This is a genomic window from Kineococcus xinjiangensis (assembly GCF_002934625.1).
GTDB classification, from domain to species: domain Bacteria; phylum Actinomycetota; class Actinomycetes; order Actinomycetales; family Kineococcaceae; genus Kineococcus_A; species Kineococcus_A xinjiangensis.
Genome location: NZ_PTJD01000009.1, coordinates 109979 through 127973, shown reverse-complemented (window position 1 = coordinate 127973; position 17995 = coordinate 109979). Strand labels below are relative to the sequence as shown.

The 17995-nt window shown below is 76.3% G+C and carries 15 protein-coding genes; 7 read left to right on the top strand and 8 right to left on the bottom strand.

All coding sequences use genetic code 11. The features are described from left to right. Nucleotides 1-69: 69 nt before the first annotated feature. Nucleotides 70-690: an RNA polymerase sigma factor SigM gene (gene sigM, locus CLV92_RS13480; protein WP_281256934.1), complete on the bottom strand. Its 621-nt coding sequence runs from the start codon at nt 688-690 to the stop codon at nt 70-72. A 4-nt stretch (nt 691-694) separates the two neighbouring features. Beyond that, nucleotides 695-2287 (bottom strand): protein kinase family protein, encoded by a 1593-nt coding sequence (locus CLV92_RS13475; RefSeq protein ID WP_104433401.1) that lies wholly within the window; start codon nt 2285-2287, stop codon nt 695-697. Nucleotides 2288-2516: 229 nt separating this feature from the next. Between CLV92_RS13475 and murJ the strand changes: the two genes are divergently transcribed. After that, nucleotides 2517-4262, top strand: a complete 1746-nt coding sequence (murJ, locus tag CLV92_RS13470) for a murein biosynthesis integral membrane protein MurJ (protein ID WP_211291117.1) — start codon at nt 2517-2519, stop codon at nt 4260-4262. A gap of 64 nt (nt 4263-4326) precedes the next feature. Here the strand turns inward: murJ and CLV92_RS13465 are convergent, their stop codons facing one another. From CLV92_RS13465 to CLV92_RS13455, 3 genes are all read right to left on the bottom strand, one after another. Then, on the bottom strand, nt 4327-4860 hold the full coding sequence (locus CLV92_RS13465) for a GAF domain-containing protein (protein ID WP_104433397.1): 534 nt from the start codon (nt 4858-4860) through the stop codon (nt 4327-4329). Nucleotides 4861-5017: 157 nt separating this feature from the next. Next, a complete protein-coding gene (locus CLV92_RS13460) occupies nt 5018-7303 on the bottom strand; it encodes a DUF6049 family protein (RefSeq protein WP_104433395.1) in 2286 nt (761 codons plus the stop codon). 25 nt (nt 7304-7328) lie between these two features. Beyond that, entirely contained in the window at nt 7329-7805 is a 477-nt protein-coding gene (locus tag CLV92_RS13455) for an NUDIX hydrolase (RefSeq protein ID WP_104433393.1), read from the bottom strand. Nucleotides 7806-7963: 158 nt separating this feature from the next. Here CLV92_RS13455 and CLV92_RS13450 point away from each other — a divergent pair, with 158 nt between their 5' ends. Continuing rightward, the gene (locus tag CLV92_RS13450; RefSeq protein ID WP_425433579.1) at nt 7964-9415 is read left to right on the top strand and encodes a CCA tRNA nucleotidyltransferase; all 1452 of its coding nucleotides are present in this window, start codon (nt 7964-7966) and stop codon (nt 9413-9415) included. A 67-nt stretch (nt 9416-9482) separates the two neighbouring features. Here CLV92_RS13450 and CLV92_RS13445 read toward each other — a convergent pair whose 3' ends face one another. From CLV92_RS13445 to CLV92_RS13435, 3 genes are all read right to left on the bottom strand, one after another. After that, nucleotides 9483-10757, bottom strand: coding sequence for an MFS transporter (locus tag CLV92_RS13445; RefSeq protein WP_245886790.1), 1275 nt, complete (start codon nt 10755-10757; stop codon nt 9483-9485). Next, a complete protein-coding gene (locus CLV92_RS13440) occupies nt 10754-11332 on the bottom strand; it encodes an ArsR/SmtB family transcription factor (RefSeq protein WP_211291116.1) in 579 nt (192 codons plus the stop codon). Before CLV92_RS13440 ends, CLV92_RS13445 begins: the two co-directional genes overlap by 4 nt. Nucleotides 11333-11407: 75 nt before the next feature. Next, a complete protein-coding gene (locus CLV92_RS13435) occupies nt 11408-12472 on the bottom strand; it encodes an agmatine deiminase family protein (protein ID WP_104433391.1) in 1065 nt (354 codons plus the stop codon). A 232-nt stretch (nt 12473-12704) separates the two neighbouring features. Here CLV92_RS13435 and CLV92_RS13430 point away from each other — a divergent pair, with 232 nt between their 5' ends. The 5 genes from CLV92_RS13430 (at nt 12705) to CLV92_RS13410 (ending at nt 17874) form a co-directional block, all read left to right on the top strand. Then, complete coding sequence (locus CLV92_RS13430; RefSeq protein ID WP_104433389.1) at nt 12705-13583, top strand: manganese catalase; 879 nt, start codon at nt 12705-12707, stop codon at nt 13581-13583. A gap of 119 nt (nt 13584-13702) precedes the next feature. Further along, nucleotides 13703-14878, top strand: coding sequence for a zinc-dependent alcohol dehydrogenase (locus tag CLV92_RS13425; RefSeq protein WP_104433387.1), 1176 nt, complete (start codon nt 13703-13705; stop codon nt 14876-14878). A 158-nt stretch (nt 14879-15036) separates the two neighbouring features. Further along, nucleotides 15037-15459, top strand: a complete 423-nt coding sequence (locus CLV92_RS13420; protein ID WP_104433385.1) for a hypothetical protein — start codon at nt 15037-15039, stop codon at nt 15457-15459. Nucleotides 15460-15546: 87 nt separating this feature from the next. After that, nucleotides 15547-16065, top strand: a complete 519-nt coding sequence (locus CLV92_RS13415) for a hypothetical protein (protein WP_104433383.1) — start codon at nt 15547-15549, stop codon at nt 16063-16065. Nucleotides 16066-16191: 126 nt separating this feature from the next. Continuing rightward, nucleotides 16192-17874, top strand: coding sequence for an EAL domain-containing protein (locus tag CLV92_RS13410; RefSeq protein ID WP_104433381.1), 1683 nt, complete (start codon nt 16192-16194; stop codon nt 17872-17874). Nucleotides 17875-17995 lie beyond the last annotated feature (121 nt).

Genomic DNA, 17995 nt, shown 5'->3' with positions numbered 1-17995 from the left:
GCCGCACCCCTGCTCCGACGGTCCCGCGGCCGTCCCGGTTCCCTCCGCGGCGAACATCGCCCACCCGGCTCACCGCGCCCCCTCCCCGAGGAGCTGCGCCAGCAGCGCCCGCCCCCGGGAGCAGCGCGACTTCACCGTGCCGACCGCCACGCCGAGGATCTCCGCTGCCTCCCCGACCGGCACGTCGTACATGTCCACCAGCACCAGCGCCGCCCGCTGCGCCTCCGGCAGCCGCTCCAGCGCGGCGGTGACGTCCAGCCTCGCCTCCACCGACCCCGTCCGGTCCGGCGCGGCCACCACGACGGCGCCCCGCCGCGGCCCGTCCTCCTCCCCGGCGGAGGTCCCCTCCTCCAGCGGTGTGGTCGGGCGCACCGCCCGCCGCCGCGCCCGGTCCAGGCAGGCGTTGACGACGATGCGGTGCAGCCACGTCGTCACCGCCGCGTCCCCCCGGAAGCGGTCCGCCGCCCGCAGCGCCGAGACCAGCGCGTCCTGCACGGCGTCCGCGGCCTCCTCGGGGTCCCCGCACGTGCGCAGCGCCACCGCCCACAGCCGGTCGCGGTGGCGGCGCACCACCTCGCCGAACGCCTGCGCGTCCCCCGCGACGTGCGCGGCGACCAGCTCGGCGTCCGTGCGCGGGTCCGCGGTCGCCCCGTCCCCGGGAGCGGGGGAGCGCGGCGCGGGCGGCACCACCGCGTCAGCCCCCGGCCACCGCCGCGGCCGGGGTGCCGGTGACGCGCACCTCCGCCACGTCGGCCCGGTTGTCACCGCCGGCCTGCGGCAGCTCCGTGAACCACAGCACCAGGTAGCGGGCGCGCACCGGCTGCTCGGGCGCCAGGCGAAGCTCGCCGCCGGCGGCGGACTCCGCCACCGGCACGCTGCCGTCCAGCCCCGGCCCCGGGGCGGTGCGAAGCTCCAGGCGCCCGCCGTCGCCGGCCGCGGTCACGTCCACCGACGTCACGTCGTGCTCGGCGCCGAGGTCCAGCAGGAGGCCGAGGCCGTCCTTCAGCCCGCCGAAGGCCGGCGAGGAGTACGCCTCCGACTGCCACGACGTGGCGGGGTCGCCGTCGACGACGGCCGCGGCCTGCGCACCGTTCTCGTCGTCGTCGCCGAGCGGGTCCATCGCCGAGGCGGTCACCGGCAGCAGCACCGGGGCGGGGGGTGCGGGCTCCGGCGCGGGCTCCGGTTCCGCCGGCTCCGGGGCGGACGGGGCGGCCTCGCCGGTCGCGGGGGCAGCGGAGGCGCTCGTCTCCGACCGCGCCGGCGTCAGGGTCTCCCGGTCGGGGAGGACCCCGCTCAGCGACCACACCGCCAGCACGGCGCCCACCGCCAGGCACGCCCCCACGACCCCGAGGACGAACCGCGACTGCTCCCGGGGCGGGCTGGACGTGGGCTCCGGCGCGGTGAACGGTGCCGGCGGCTCGGCCTCCGGCACCTCCTCCCGGCTCGGGAGGCGCTCCCGCACCTCCCGCTCCGCGTGCTCCCCGCGCAGCCGGCGCAGGGTGCCCGCCCACGGCGCCATCGACCACGGCGCCAGCTGCAGGCTCAGCTCACCGGGGTCGCGGGGGCCGTCCTCGTGCGGGCCGAACGTCACCGCGCAGAGGGTGTCCAGGTCGTTGGGGACCTCCGGGCGCAGGTCCTTCGGCGGGATCGGCGCACCGTGGGCCCCGTCCACCGGCGCCGGCGGCAGGCTGGGGTACGGCTCGACGTCCTCCGCCGCCGGCCACCGCCCCGTCAGGCCCGCGTAGACCAGCGCCACCAGCCCCAGGGCGTCGCGGCGGTTGGCGAGGGTGGCCGCCCGCACCGGGGAGACGTGCGGCGGGTCCAGCTCCAGCGCCCCCTCCATCGCCGTTCCGAGGACCCGGACCTGCCCGTCGACGCAGAGCAGGACCGACTCGGGCGTCAGGCGCGCGTGGTGCAGGCCCCGGCGGGCGGCGGCGTCGAGGGCGGCCGCGGCCTCTCCGACGAGCGCGCGCACCGCCGCGGGCTCCAGCGGGCCCTCCGCCAGCAGCTCGCCCAGGGAGACGCCGTCGACGTGCTCCTCGACGACGTAGGCGAGGTCCTCGTCGGTGCCTGCGTCGAGCACCCGCGGCAGGCGCTGCTCGCTCACGAGGGCGGCGCGGCGGGCGGCGTCGAGGAAGTCCTCCGCGCGCGGGTCGGCGGCGGGCAGCGTCCGCACGGTGACCCGCCGGTCGAGGGTGGCGTCGTGGGCGTCCCACATCTGGCTGGAGCTCTCCAGCGGCAGCCGCTGCCGGAGCAGGTAGCGGTCCGCCACGCTGCCGCGGGCCACGCCGTCCAGGACTGCCCCCCGAGCTCGCTCCTCCCGGCCGCTCCCCGGTGGGGGCGGCCTCCGCACGACCGGGCGCGCGGGCAGGCCCATGCTATGCGCGCCGCCGGACCGCAGCCGGGAGCCCGCGCCCCCGCGCGCCGTCCGGTTCCGGAGGCCTCGACGAGGGACGCGGGCACCGTCCGGGGGAGGGGCGGCGCGCGGCCCGCGCGGGATCGGCGACCATCGGGGCGTGAGCAGCGCGCGAACCCCCCGCCCCGGCACCGGCCCCCGCCCGGCCCAGGGACCCTCCCGGGACGGCACCGCCGCCCCCGGCGAGCAGGACGAGCACGAGTCGAAGGCGTCGCTGGCCCGTTCCAGCGCGGTGATGGCGAGCGGCACGCTGGTCTCGCGGGTCCTCGGCTTCGGCCGGGCGTGGCTGCTGACCTTCGCCATCGGCGCCGCGGCCCCCCACGTGGGGGCGCAGGTCTTCGGCGTGGCGAACACCCTGCCCAACGCGTTCTACATGCTGCTGGCCGGCGGGGTCCTCAACGCCGTGCTGGTGCCGCAGATCGTGAAGGCGTCGAAGCGCCCCGACGGGGGGCAGGACTTCGTCGACCGGCTGCTGACCCTGGCGCTGGCGGTGATGCTGGTGGTCACGGTGCTGCTGACCGCCGCCGCGTCCCTGGTGATCCGCCTCTACGCCCCCGAGGAGTGGCCGCGGGAGTGGCTGGTCCTGGGGACGGCGATGGCGCTGTGGTGCCTGCCGCAGGTGTTCTTCTACGGCCTCTACACGGTGCTGGGGCAGGTGCTCAACGCCCAGGGCCGGTTCGGGGCGTACATGTGGGCGCCGGCGCTGGCGAACGTGGTCGCCATCCTCGGCGTCGTCGCCCTGCTGGTGCTCTTCCCCGGCGCGGAGTTCCTCACGGCGCGGGAGTGGACGCCGTGGATGGTGGCGCTGCTCGCGGGCACCACGACCCTCGGGATCGTCGCGCAGGCGCTCGTGCTGCTGGTGCCGCTGCGCCGGGCCGGGTTCCGCTACCGCCCGCGCTGGGGCTTCCGCGGCATGGGGCTGGGCAGCGCGGGGCGGGTGGCCGGCTGGACGTTCGCCGGGATCCTCGTCGGGCAGCTCGTGTACGTCCTCACCACGAACGTGACCAGCGCCGCGGGTGCGGTGCTCACGAAGATGGAGGAGGCGGGCGCGGCCCAGCCGTCGTACCTGAACGCCTACCTGCTGTTCATGCTGCCGCACTCGATCGTCGCGGTGTCGCTGGTGACGGCCCTCTTCACCCGCATCAGCGGCTCCGCGGTGGCGGGGGACGTGCGGGCGGTGCGCCGCGACTTCTCCTCCGGCGCCCGCACGGTGGCCGCGGCGGGTGCGCTGGCCTCCGTCGCCCTGCTGGTGCTGGGCCCGGCGATCGGGCTGGCGCTGTTCCGCGCGCCGGACGGGCTGTTCATCGGGCAGGTCGTCTCGGCGATGGCGCTGGGCCTGGTGCCGTTCGGGGTGATGTACCTGGTGCAGCGCGTCTTCTACGCCTACGAGGACGCCCGCACCCCGTTCGTGGTGCAGGTGGTGGTGGCCGCGGTGATGGCGGCGGGCAACGTCGCGGTGTGGGTGCTGCTGGAGCCGCAGTGGCAGGTCGTCGGCGTGGGCTGGTCGATGACGGCCTCCTACGTCGTGGGGTGCGCGCTCGCGCTGGTGCTGCTGCGCCGCCGGCTGCGCTCCCTGGACGGGCGGGGCCTGGACGGGCACCGCATCCTGCGCACCGCCGTGCGCCTGGCGATCATCAGCGCGGTGTCCGGGGCGCTGGCCTGGGCGGCCGCCCGCGGGCTGGTGGCGCTGCTGGGCGACGTGCTGACGCCGAAGCTCCTGGCCGTCGTGGTCACGGCCGCGTGCGGGCTGCTGCTGCTCGCCGTCTACGCGGGGCTGTGCCGGCTGATGCGGGTGACGGAGCTGACGGACCTGGTGGGCCCGCTGGTGCGCCGCGTCCGCCGCTGAGGCGGGTCCGTCGCGGGCCCGTGGCCCGGGACGGCTGCGTGCTGCCCGGGAAGGCCCGCCGGGCTCACGACGCCGCGCGGCCGTGCTGCGCGTGCTCGTGGAGGGCGGCGCCGGCGTCGGCGGCTGCGGCCGCCACGGCGGCGAGGGTCTCGGCCGTGAAGGCGAGCACCTGCGTGCCGAAGACGCAGGCGGCGCCGAGGACCTGACCGCTCGCGTGGAGGATCGGGGCGCCGGCGTAGGCGGCGAGGCCGCAGCGGGTCACCAGGGGGTTGTGCCGGTGCACCGCGTCGGCGCGCAGGTCCCCGATCACGACCGGCGCCGCGGTGGTCACGACCCGCACGCAGGGGGCGAGCTCCACCGGCACGGCGCCGACGCGGGCCAGCCACCCGGTGACGCCGTAGGAGCCGGCGAAGGACGCCGCGGACTGGTCCAGCACCGTGATCACCGCGATCGGCAGCCCCGCCGCGGCGGCCAGGTGCGCGCTGAGCTCGTCCATCCGCGCCTGCAGGCGCCCGTTCCCCAGGTCGAGGGCGTACACGGCCTGCAGCCGGTTCCACCCCTCGACCAGCGCCAGCTCCTGCGCGAGCAGTTCCCGCACGTTTCGTGACCCGCTTCCCGTCGACCTCGACCCGAGCACCTCTTCGTGGACTGATCCCACCGTCGGGGCCGGGCTCCGAGGACTGAAGCAACGCCTGTTGCCTTCACTCGGCCGGCGTGGGCGCGTCCACCGCTCGGCGCAGTGCGTCTCCGGTGCGTCAGCCGCGGACGCCGCCGGGAGCGTCGTGCGGGGCGCCCGCCGCGGTGTCGCCGGTGGCGGGGTCCTCTGGGCCGGCGCCCCCGGCGGCGGGGTCCTCCGCGGCGGGGACGACGATCTCCGCCTCGTCCATGCGCCGCCGGCCGCGGTGCACCGCCCGCACGAGACCCGACACGAGCAGCAGCCCGGCGGCGGCCGCCAGCCCACCCACCAGCCAGCTCTCCAGGCCCATGCTGATGTTGACGGTCACGGCCGCCGGTGCCCCCAGCGGCGTGCCCTCCGGCGTGCGCAGCTGCGCGTCCACGACGACGCGCCCGTTCGCCACCGCCTCCACCGGCACCCCCACCCGCTGCTGGCTGCGCGCCGGCAGGGTCAGCGTGGTGGAGCGCTCCAGCCGCAGCCGGGGCGTGCGCGGCTGCAGGGTGAGGTCCACCGTGATGGGCACGTCCATCTCGTTGATCACCGTGAGGGGCAGCTCGGAGCGGGTCGCGGCGAGGTTGCGGTCGCTGCCGGGGGCGATCCGCACACCGCCCAGCAGCTCCTGCACCGCCGCCTGCAGCTCACCGCGGGCCTCGTCGCGCTGGGCGTCGCGGCCGCGCCAGGCCACCGACGCCAGGCCCAGCGCCGCCTGCTGCAGCTCCTGCACCCGGGGGGCGGGGCCGTCCACGGCGGCCGCCAGGTCGTCGAGGCGGTCGCGGGCGGACAGCAGGGCCAGCACGTGGGGGGTGGGGAGCCTGCGGGCGCCCTTCTCGACCGTCGCGGGAGGCGTGGTGCGGGCGTCCTCGGGGGTCTCCTCCCGCAGCAGCGCGTCCAGCGGCTGCACCTGCGCCCACGGGGAGGAGTCCAGGGCCGTCAGGAGGGCGGCCACCGCAGCGGGTGAGGGTTCCCAGCCGCGGGGCGCGACGGCGAGGAGGTCGCGGGAGTCGTTGGGGCGCTGCAGGGTGGTGGTGGCGGCCTCCGCGAGGAAGCGCTGGACGTGGCTGGCGGCCTCGTCCTCGTCGGCGGTTCCCGCGAGGGCGGCGGACAGCTCGGGGTCGGCCACCAGCCCGGTGAGCGCGCCGGTGCCCGTGCGGAGGTCGGCGCGGCTCGTGGGGGTGTACGTCAGGTCCGGGTCGGCGGGTGCGGAGGCCTCGTCGAGGATGACGGCGGTGTCCTCACCGGCGGCGATGAAGGCGCTGGTGCGCGGGTCGGCCGCACCGCCCGCGGGCCACGCCACGTCGTCGACCACCGGGCTGCCGAGCAGGGCGGAGGCCTGGGCGCCGACGTCGTCCGCGGCGGCCAGCAGCACGTCCCCGTCGCGGGTGCGGGCCAGGGCGGACAGGTCGGGGTCGGCGAAGGGCAGCGCGAGGACGTCGCGGCCGACGGCGCCGTCGCGGACGCGGTCCAGCCAGGTGGCGACGGCCGCGTCGGGCCCAGGGCCGCCGCCCGTGGTGCCCTCGGCGGCCGCCGCGGCCTGCGCGGCCTGCGCGGTCTCGGCGGCGGGCAGCAGTGCCGGGTCCAGCACCCAGGCGATGCGGGGGTCCTGCGTCGAGGCGAGCACGCGGCCCAGGGAGCCGTCGGTGACCTGCTCGGCGAGCGCCTCGCGGTCGGGGACCCCGTCGAGGGGTTCCCGGTCGAGGGGGCGGGAGGCCACGAGCGGCGCGAGCAGGGTGATGCCGGTGGGTTGCACCCTGCCCTGGGGGGCGGCCGTGAGGAAGGTGCGCTCGACGCCGACGCGCGCGACGCCGGAGCGGACCTCGACGGCGGTGGCGTGCGCGCCCGCTGCGGCACCGAGGGCGGCGGCGTCGACGGCCAGGGTGAAGGGCACCTCGGCCCCCGGCTCCAGCCGGGCGGCGGACACCAGGGGCTCGGCGCCGTCCGCGGGCACGCCGAGCACGGCCTCGGCGACGGTGGGGAAGCTGCCGGGAATGCCGGCGCTCGCCTCCGCGCTCGCCCACCGCTCGACGGCCCCGCGGGTGCGCAGGGCCGAGCGCTGCACGTAGAGGTGCACGGTGACGTCCTCGAGGGCCTTCGTCCCCTCGTTGCGGAGGACGCCGCGGACGGTCACGCTCCCGGTCCCGGGGCTCCCGGGTGCGGCGTCCCCGGCGGGCCGGGAGTAGGCGGCGGGGGTGACGGAGGTGAGCCGGACGTCCACCGGGAAGCTGCCGGTGGCGGTGCGGGTGGGGCTGGGCGTGCGGGTGCTGCCGGCGGCCGGGGCGGGCGCCAGCACCGGGGCGCCGGCGAGGAGGCCGGCCAGGGCGAGCGCGGCCGCCGCCCGGGCCCGGCTGCTGCGGGGAGCGGTCGGCATGGCGGGGTTCACCGGGGGGCCGGGCTCACGCGCTGGCGGCGAGGCGGGAGGCGGCTGTCTCGGCCATCCGGCGCTCGTTGGGGAAGGCCAGGCGGCTGCTCAGCTCCGGCAGCGGCACCCACGCCACGTCCACGGCCTCGTGGTCGGGGTCGCCCTCCACGGTGAGGGTGCCGCCCGTGGCGATGAGCAGGTACAGGTGGACGACCTTGTGGATCCGGCGGCCCTCGGCGGAGAACCAGTAGTCGATGTGCCCGAGGGAGTCGATGACCCGCCCCCGGATGCCGGTCTCCTCCTCGATCTCGCGGACGGCGGCCTCCTCGGGGGTCTCCGTCCCCTCCAGGTGCCCCTTGGGCAGGCACCACTCCAGGCGGCCGGCGCGGTTGAGGCGGCAGATCACCGCGGCCCGCGGCACGGCGGACTCGACGTCGACGACGAGCCCACCGGCGGACGTCTCCTGCACGGTGGGCAGCCGTCGCCGCGGCTCCCGGGCAGGCTTGACCATCGGCTCACTGTAGCCAGGGCGGGTCCACGTCTCTGGCACCCTTGGACCCCGTGCCCCGACCCGACGAGCGACCCGACGAGCGTCCCGACGAGCGAGCCGGGCGGCGGGCCCCGCAGCAGCCCGCCGCGCCGGGCCCCTCAGACGCCCTCGACGCGGCCCTGGAGGACGCCCGCCGCCGCGCGGTGGAGGCGCTGACCCCGGTGATGCCGGTGCTCACCAGCCTCGGGCGGGTCTTCCGCGACGCCGGTCACGAGCTGGCGCTGGTGGGCGGCCCGGTGCGCGACGCGTTCCTCGGGCGGGCCTCGGCGGACCTGGACTTCACGACCGACGCCCACCCGGACGTCACCGCGCCGCTGCTGGCGAGGTGGGGCGACGCGCACTGGGAGATCGGCCGTGACTTCGGGACCATCGGCGCGCGCAAGCGCCTCGGGGACCTCGACGTGGTGGTGGAGGTGACGACGTACCGCTCGGAGAGCTACGACGCCTCCTCCCGCAAGCCGGAGGTCTCCTACGGCAGCGAGCTGGTGGGCGACCTGTCGCGGCGGGACTTCACGGTGAACGCGATGGCGCTGCGCCTGCCGTCGCTGGACTTCGCCGACCCCCACGACGGGCTGCGGGACCTGGCGGCCGGTGTGCTGCGCACGCCGGGTGCCCCGGAGCAGTCCTTCTCCGACGACCCGCTGCGGATGATGCGGGCGGCCCGCTTCGCCGCCCAGCTCGGGCTGCGGGTCGCGCCGGAGGTGGTGGCGGCGATGACGGGGATGGCCGAGCGCATCGCGATCGTCTCCGCGGAGCGGGTGCGCACCGAGCTGGAGAAGCTGCTCCTGGCGCCGGACCCGGTGCCGGGACTGCGACTGATGGTGGACGCGGGCCTGGCGCAGCACGTCCTGCCGGAGCTGCCCGCGCTGCGCCTGGAGATCGACGAGCACCACCGCCACAAGGACGTCTACGAGCACTCCCTGACGGTGCTCCAGCAGGCCATCGACCGGGAGACCGGCTCGGACGGGCCGGTGCCGGGGCCGGACCTGGTGCTGCGGCTGGCGGCGCTGCTGCACGACATCGGCAAGCCCGCCACGCGCCGCTTCGAGGCGGGCGGCGGGGTCAGCTTCCACCACCACGAGGTGGTCGGGGCGAAGCTGGTCGCGAAGCGGCTGAAGGCGCTGCGCTTCGACAAGGACACGACGAAGGCGGTGGCGCGGCTGACGGAGCTGCACCTGCGCTTCCACGGCTACGGCGACGGGGACTGGACGGACTCCGCGGTGCGCCGCTACGTCACGGACGCGGGCCCGCTGCTGGAGCGGCTGCACCGGCTGACCCGCAGCGACTGCACCACCCGCAACCAGCGCAAGGCGCAGCGGCTGGCCTCCGCCTACGACGACCTGGAGCAGCGCATCGTGCGGCTGCGGCACGAGGAGGAGCTGGACGCGGTCCGCCCGGACCTGGACGGCACGCAGATCATGGAGCAGCTCGGGGTGCGGCCGGGACCGGTGGTGGGGCGGGCGTACAAGCACCTGCTGGCGCTGCGGATGGAGCACGGCCCGCTGGGTGAGGACGCGGCACGCGAGGAGCTGCGGCGGTGGTGGGCGGGGCAGCCGGAGGCGCAGGGCTGACGGCCCGGCCGCCGTGTCCGGGGGCGGCCCGGAACGGCGTTCCACGTGGAACGGGGCGCCCGCCCCCTCACCCTCCCCGGGGGGCCGGCTGCCGCTCGCCCACGTCCGCGGGTGCCCGGCGCCCCAGCTCCCGCCACGGCCCGCCGCGCAGCGGGGCCAGCGTCACCAGCAGGTAGGCGCCGCCCGCGACGATCAGCGCGGCACCCAGGCCGATGCCCTCGACGGCCACCCCCGCCAGCAGCGGGCCCGTCGGGGTGCCCACCCAGGTCAGGGCGGAGACCAGCCCCATCACCCGGGCGCGGGCCTGCTCCGGGGTCCGCTCCAGCAGCACCGCGTCGATGATCGGGTTGAGGGAACCGGCGGCCAGACCCGCCAGGGCGAACACCACGAGCAGCCGGGGCAGGGACAGCTCCAGCGCGAGCGCGGCGAAGGGCGGGGAACCGGCGAGCAGGAAGCCGGCGACGAAGGCGGCCCGCCGCGGCAGGCGCGGGCCGAGCGCCCCCCACAGCAGGCAGCCGGCCAGGGCCCCGCCGCCGAAGACGCCGAGCAGCAGGCCGAAGGCGGCCGGATCCCCCAGCACCCGCGCGCTGTGCACGGGCAGGAGGACGCTGAGCAGCGCCACGTCCAGGACGTTCGTGATGAAGATCATCAGGATGAGGCCGCGGAGCAGGGGCTGGCGCAGCACCAGCTGCAGGCCCTCGCGCAGGTCGCGACGGTAGCTCGCGGGCTCCTCGTCGGACTCCCCCCGGGCGGCCGGCGGGACGCACCGGGCCACCAGCGCCGCGGAGAGCAGGAAGGTCGCGGCGTCCACGGCCAGCGCGGCCGGACCGCCGAGCCACACGACGAGCAGCCCCCCGAGCGGCGCGCCCAGCATGGCGGCGCCGCGCTCGGAGCCGGACATCACGGCCGTGGCGCGCTCCAGCGGTGTCCTGGCCAGCGCCGCGAGGGGAGGCAGCAGCGCGTAGCGGGAGCTCTGCCCCGGCACGTCGAGGGCACCGGCGAGCGCGACGAGCGTCAGGAGCGCCCACAGGGGCAGGCCGACGCTGACGTGCAGGAGGGGGGCGAGGCCGATCGCGGCCGCGCTGGCCAGGTCGGCGACGACGCTGGCGCGGCGGTGCCCGATGCGGTCGGCGACCACCCCGCCGAGGGTGCCGCCGAGGACGACGGGTGCGGTGGCGCAGAAGCCGGCGAGGCCGGTCAGGGCGGCGGAACCGGTGGTCTGCAGGACGTGGAGGGGGACGGCGACGAGGGTGATGGCGTTGCCCGCGGTGGAGGTGCCGTGGCCGAGGAGGAGCCCGGTCAGCGGCAGGCGGTCGCGGACGGGGGCCGCGGTGGCGCTCACTCCGGCTTCCGGAACGTGGAGTAGATCAGCCAGGCCGGTGCGGCGCCCTCGCGGGCGGGGTCGCTGCGCTGCTGCCAGCGCTCGGCGAGCGCCTCCAGCTCGGCGCTCAGCTCGGCCAGTTCGGGGGCGGTGAGGTGCACCACGGCGTCGCCGGAGACGGCGGCGGTGACCCACTCGCGGGGCAGGGTCGGCTCGACGTCGAGGTAGCGCTGCTGCTCGTGGGCGAGGCCGGCGCGGACGCTGTCCTGCAGTGCGCGGTAGGCGGCGGCGCGCTCCGGGCCGGCGAGCGCCTCGGCGGGGTCCCAGGAGGACTGGGCGTGGGCGGCGCGCCACCAGCGCTGGCGGCGGTCGCGGGCGAGTTCGGGCGCCTCCTCGACGAGGCCGGCGGCGGCGAGCCTGCCGACGTGGTAACTGACGGAGCCGGGTGCCTCGTCGAGGAGGTCGCAGAGCCCGCCGACGGTGCGGGGGCCGTGGGTGCGCAGCTCGCCGAGCAGCCGGAGGCGGACGGGGTGGGCGAGGGCGCGCATGGTGGTGGGGTCGTCGATGCGGGCGACCGGGCGCGGGCTGTCGGGCACGGCCCCACGGTAGATGCACAAGAGGTGTTGCACAACATCCCTTGTGTAATGTCGGGCCCCGGCGGGGCGTCCCCCTCAGCCGCGCGCCGCCGGCTGCTGCTGGGTGATGCAGTGGATGCCCCCGCCGTTGGCGAAGATCTCCCGCGCGTCCACGAGGTCCACCGCGCGCTCGGGGAACACCCGCCGGAACAGCGCCGCCACCTCCTCGTCGCGGGGGTCGTCGAACCCGCACAGCACCACCCCGCCGTTGGCGAGGTAGAAGTTCACGTAGCTGTAGTCCACGAGCTCCCCGTCGACCTCCGCCACCGTGGGGGCGGGGACCTCCACGACCTCCAGCCGGCGGCCGCGGGCGTCGGTCGCCGCGCGCAGCAGCCGCAGGTTCTCCGCGCACACGTCGTGGTCGGGGTGGGCGGGATCCGGCTGCACGTGCGCCAGCACCACCCCGGGCCGCGCGAAGGCGGCGACCAGGTCGACGTGCCCGCGGGTCCCGTAGGTGCCGTAGTCGGCGGTCAGCCCCCGCGGCAGCCACACCGTCCGCTCCACCCCGAGGGTGCGGCGCAGTTCCGCCTCGGCGTCCTCCTTCGACAGGCCGGGGTTGCGCTGGGGGTCGAGCAGGACGGTCTCGGTCACCAGCGCGGTGCCCTGCCCGTCGACGTGGACACCGCCGCCCTCCAGCACCAGGGGCGAGTCGACGACCGGGACGCCCGCCAGCTCCCCGACGCGGCGCGCGAGGTCCCGGTCGTGCCCCCACGCCGCCCACTCCTGCTGCCCCCAGCCGTTGAACACCCAGTTCACGACGGCCGTGCCCCCGTCGGGCTCGTGCACGAACGTCGGGCCGGAGTCGCGGATCCAGGCGTCGTCCAGGGGCAGTTCCACCACCTGCGCCCGGCAGTGCACCCCCTGCTCGGCGCTGGCGCGGTCGCCGGGGTTGGCGACCACGGTGACCGGTTCGTGGTGGGCGACGGCGCAGGCCACGGCACCCCACGCCTGCCGGGCCCGGGCCAGTCGCTCGCCGCCCTCGGGGCCGAACGTGTCGTTGGCGGTGGGCCAGGCCAGCCAGGTCCGCACGTGCGGCGCCCACTCGGGCGGCATCAGGCGGTGCGGGGGCGCAGTGGCGGAGCCGGCGACGTCGACGGGCATGGCCGCAGTCAACCAGGTGGCCGCGGCCCGCCGGGAGCACCTGCACGGTTGCTCGTGCGAACTTGCACGTGTGAAGCCCGGCACGCCGGGTAGGTCGTCGATGAGCGGCGCGGCGGGTGCCCGCCGCGACCGGTCGCAGCAGCGCCCCCGCTCCGCGACCCCGACCAGACCGGCCAGACCCGACCAGCCCAGCACCGACGAGGCCCACCGCGGCCGACGACTGGAGGTTCGTGTGTTCTTCCACAGGCAAGAGCTGCAGCACGAGGCGAAGCCCGAGAAGCCCGACGCCATCTACGCCCGCAAGCTCCAGGAGGTCCTGGGCGGGCAGTACGGCGAGATCACCGTCGCCATGCAGTACTCGTTCCAGGCGTGGAACTGCCACATCCCCGGCAAGTACCGCGACCTGCTGTTCGGCATCGCCGCGGAGGAGTTCGGCCACGTGGAGATGCTGGCGACGATGATCGCCCGGCTCCTGGAGAAGGCCCCGATCGGCATCACCGAGGGTGCGATCCAGGACGACCCGACGGTGGCCGCGGTCGTGGGCGGGATGGACGTGCAGGCCGCGATCGTGGCAGGGGCCGGTGCGCGTCCGGTCGACTCCAACGGAAACCCCTGGAGCGGCAGCTACATCACCGCCAGCGGCAACCTGCTGGCCGACTTCACCGCCAACGCGGCCGCCGAGATGCAGGGCCGCGTCCAGGTCGCCCGGCTCTACCACATGACCGACGACCCCGGCGTGCGGGACATGCTCGCCTTCATGATCGAGCGCGACACCATGCACCAGCGCCAGTGGGAGGCCGCCGCCGCCGAGCTGCGCGCCGAGCAGCTGGAGAACCTGCCGGTGCCGTCGAAGTTCCCGCGCCCGAAGAAGTACCTCGACGCGGGCCGGCAGTACATCAACTTCTCCGACGGCGAGCACGCGGGCGAGGGCTCGTGGGCGCGCGGCACCACTCCGGACGGCGAGCAGTTCGTCTACGTGCCGCAGCCGCCGCCCGGTGTGCCGCTGGGCGACGTGACCCGCCCGGACGAGCGCTTCTACGGGACGACGGACGAGCCCAACCTGGTGGAGAAGGTGGCGGGCACGGTGAAGGACGCCCTGCACCGCGGCTGAGCCCCGACCTGCGCGGCGCCGGGCGGTCCACCCGCCCGGCGCCGACCCGGCCGCGGCGGTGACCCGCCCGGCAGCGACCCATCCGGCAGCGACCCATCCGGCACCGACCTGGAGGAACGATGAAGGCCGTCACGTGGCAGGGCACCCGTTCGATGAGCGTGCAGGAGGTGCCCGATCCCGTCCTGCAGGAGCCGACGGACGCGATCGTCCGCATCACGTCCACGGCGATCTGCGGGTCGGACCTGCACCTCTACGAGGTCCTCGGCCCCTTCATGACGAAGGGCGACGTCGTCGGCCACGAGCCGATGGGCGTCGTGGAGGCCGTGGGCGCGGGTGTGACGAACCTGCAGGTCGGTGACCGGGTGGTGCTGCCGTTCCAGATCTCCTGCGGGCGCTGCTTCATGTGCTCGCGCAACCTGCAGACGCAGTGCGAGACGACGCAGGTGCGCGAGTACGGCTCCGGGGCCGCCCTGTACGGCTACTCGAAGCTGTACGGGGAGGTGCCGGGCGGCCAGGCGGAGCTGCTGCGCGTGCCGTACGCCGACTACAACCCGATCAAGGTGGGGACGGAGCTGCCGGACGAGCGCTACCTGTTCCTGTCCGACATCCTCCCCACCGCCTGGCAGGGCGTGGCGTACGCCGACGTGCCGGAGGGGGGCACGCTGGCGGTGCTGGGCCTGGGGCCGGTGGGGCAGTTCGCGGCGCGCATCGGCCGTCACCTGGGGCACCGGGTGATCGCCGTCGAGCCGGTCCCGGAGCGTCGGGCGATGGCGCAGCGCTACGGGGTGGAGGTGCTGGACCTCACCGACGACGTGGCGGACCGGCTCCGGGAGCTCACCGACGGCCGCGGCCCGGATGCGGTGGTCGACGCGGTGGGCATGGAGGCGCACGGGTCCGGCGCGGGCAAGTTCGCGCAGAAGGCGGCGAGCCTGCTGCCGGACGCGATCGCGCGGAAGGCGTTCACGACCGCCGGCGTGGACCGCCTCACCGCCCTGCACACGGCGCTGGACGCGGTGCGCCGGGGCGGCACGGTCTCCCTCAGCGGCGTCTACGGCGGCGAGGCGGACCCGATGCCGATGCTGTCGATGTTCGACAAGCAGCTCCAGCTGCGGATGGGGCAGTGCAACGTCAAGAGCTGGATCGACGACCTCCTGCCGCTGGTGGAGGACCCGGCCGATCCGCTGGGGGTGCTGGACCTGACGACGCACCGGGTGCCGCTGGACGAGGCGCCGGCGATGTACGAGCTCTTCCAGAAGAAGGAGGACGGCTGCATCAAGGTGGTCCTGCAGCCCTGACGGGGCCCCGACCCCCCCGCAGGGGTGCAACTGTCAACCACGTGGCGCAACGACCCTCAACCGGAGCCCCGACCTCCCCGATGAACCTTCGTGGGGCGGGCCGGACGACCCGCTCCGAGCAGGTCCATCCGGAGACCCGGACCCATGGAGGGGAAGTCATGCTGCCTGTGCACGTCGTCCTGCGCGACCTCGAGCGTGCGTCCCTGCGGGGGGAGCTGACCCCCACCTTCATCGACGACTACGCCTCGAAGTTCGGTGAGCGGGTGACCGCCCTGTACGCCCTGGCGCGCAAGAACCACATCGCGGTCAACGTCGAGGAGGGTCGCAACGACCACCTCCTCAACGAGTGGGAGAGCACGGTGGACGTCGACGCGGTGACGCGGGCGATGGACAAGCAGTCGGTGGAGGCGTTCCGGCAGCTGCGCGCGGCGCGGCAGGACGACCGGCCGTCGGTGCTGCGGCGGAAGCCGGGCCGGCACGCGGCGTTCGTGCCGAAGCCGGCGCCGCAGCCCGTGGCACCGGTCCAGCGCTGCCCGCCGGGCTGCACGTGCGACCTGGACCACCGGCCCAGCAGGCGCTGAGGGCCGGGCGCCCCGGCGCTGCGGAGGTGCTGCGGCCGGCACCGCACTAGCGTTCCGCCACGGGTTGGACGGCGGAGGGAGCGCGGCGTGCTGGAGCGGCGGACGGACGAGCTGGGCATCTACCTCAACGACCACTTCGCGGGGGCGGCGGGCGGGCTGGCGCTGTTCCGGCGGGGCGCGGAGGCGCGGCGGGGGGAGCCTGCGGGTGAGGTCCTGGCCCGCCTGGCCGCGGAGATCGCGGAGGACCGGACCGCGCTGCGCGAGGTGATGGCGGCGGTGGGGGCGCCGGTGCACCGCTCGAAGGTGGCGGCGGGCTGGGTGGCGGAGCGGGTGAGCCGGCTGAAGCCGAACGGGCGGCTGCTGTCGCGGTCGCCGCTGAGCGACTACCTGGAGCTGGAGGCGATGCTCGTCGGCGTGCACGGCAAGTGGGCGGGCTGGCGCACGCTGCTCGCGCTGGCGGAGCGTGATCCCCGGCTGGACCGGCGGGCGCTGGAGGAGCTGTCGCGGCGGGCGGGCCGGCAGGTGGAGGCGCTGGAGGAGCTGCGGGCGCAGACCCTGGAGCGGGCCTTCGGATCGCGGCGCGGGGAGCGCCCGCCGGTGGCCTGAGCGGGCGGGGTCGTCCCTCGGGGCGCGCATCGTGGGGGATTCGTCCTCGGTGGGCGCCCACTCGACGATCACTCACAATCCGTGCGCATACTGTGACGCAGGGTATGGAACGTCGCAGGGGGATGCATGAGTGCGCTCGCGGACACCATCGACGACCTCGTCCGGCTGAACGCCCGCCCGGACGAGCAGGCCGTCCTGGACGAGACCGTGGACATCGCCGTGCGCAGCACCGGTGCCCGCTCCGGCAGCGCCGTCCTGCTCGGGCCCACCGGCACCACCCACGTCAGCTCCCGCGGCCGGGGCGCGCTCGAGCCCGGCTCCGCACCCGGCGACGACCCCCTCGTCCGCGACGTCCTCCAGACGCGCTGCGCCGTGCGGCGCGCGGACTCCCCGCGGGGAGGCACCCTGGCGGCCCCGATCGTCGCCGACGGTCCCCTCCTCGGGGTGCTCTGCGTCGCCGACCCCGGCGACGGCGGCTTCGGTGACGACCACGAGGTGGTCGTCACCGCCCTGGCGCGGCAGGCGGCCTGGGCCGTCAGCGGCCTGCGCGCCCAACGCGCCGCGGCGGAGCTCGGCGAGCGCCTCGACGAGCCCGCCACGGCCGCCGCCACCACCGCCCTCCAGGTGACCCTGCAGGACGAGGAGCCCATGCGGGCCGTCGACCGCATCCTCGACGTCGCCCGCAACCACCTCGGCATGAGCCTGGCCATCGTCTCCCGCATCGGCGACGGCGTGCAGCGCTACGACCGCATGAGCGGTGCCGCGCAGGACTTCGGCGTCGCCGTCGGGCAGGCCGTCCCGCTGGAGGCCACCTACTGCCACGCGGTGCTCGAGGGGCGCATCAGCGGCCTGATCCCCGATGCGGCGGCCGACCCCTTCGCCGCCGCGCAGAACCGCCGCCTCGGCCTCGGCATCGGCGCCTACTGCGGCGTTCCGCTGCGACTGCCGGACGGGGAGCTCTACGGCTCGCTGTGCACCATCTCCCCCGACGCGGAACCGCTGGTGCCGGGCGACCTGGCGTTCCTGCGCGCGCTCGCGGACCTCATCGGCCACCAGCTCGAGCGCCACGAGCGCCGGGAGCGGGAGCGGCGGGAGCGCAACGCCGCGGTCGACGCGTGCCTCGCCCCGGGCGGGCTGCAGGTGGTGGTGCAGCCGATCGTCGACCTGACCACGGGGTCCGTGGCCGGGGTGGAGGCGCTCTCCCGCTTCCCCTCCTGGGACGGGGGCAGCCCGGCGGACGTGTTCGACGCCGCCCACCAGGTCGGGCGCGGCAACGACCTGGAGCTGGCCGCGATCGACGCGGCGCTGCGCCTGCTGCCCGACCTGCCCCGCGACGTGTACCTCTCCATCAACGCCGGCCCGGCCACCGTGCGCGACGAGCGGCTGCTGGGGCGGGTGGCGCGCGAGCCCCGCGGGCGCATCGTCATGGAGATCACCGAGCACGTGCAGGTGTCGGACTACCCGCCGCTGCTGGCGGCCCTCGACCGGCTCGCGAAGCTCGGCGTGGCGGTCGCGGTGGACGACGCTGGGTCCGGTTTCGCCAGCCTCCAGCACGTGCTGACGGTCTCGCCCCAGCTGATCAAGCTCGACGTGACCCTCGTGCGCGGCGTCGACACCGACCCGAGCAGGCGCGCGCTGGCCCGGGCGATGGTGCTGTTCGCCGAGGAGCTCGGGGCGCGGCTGGTCGCCGAGGGCGTGGAGACGGCGGCGGAGCTGCTGGTGCTGCGGGAGCTGGGGGTGCGCTACGGGCAGGGCTTCCACCTGGCCCGCCCGGCGCCCCTGGGCGAGCAGGTCCTGCTGCGGCGCTGAGCGCGGGCGGCCGGTGGACCGCGATCCGGTCGCTGAGCGTGGCGAAACGCCGCGATCCCGCCCGAATCTGTGACTGTCCGTGACAACCGCTCGCGCAGCGCCATTCCGGTTCGCCGGGAGA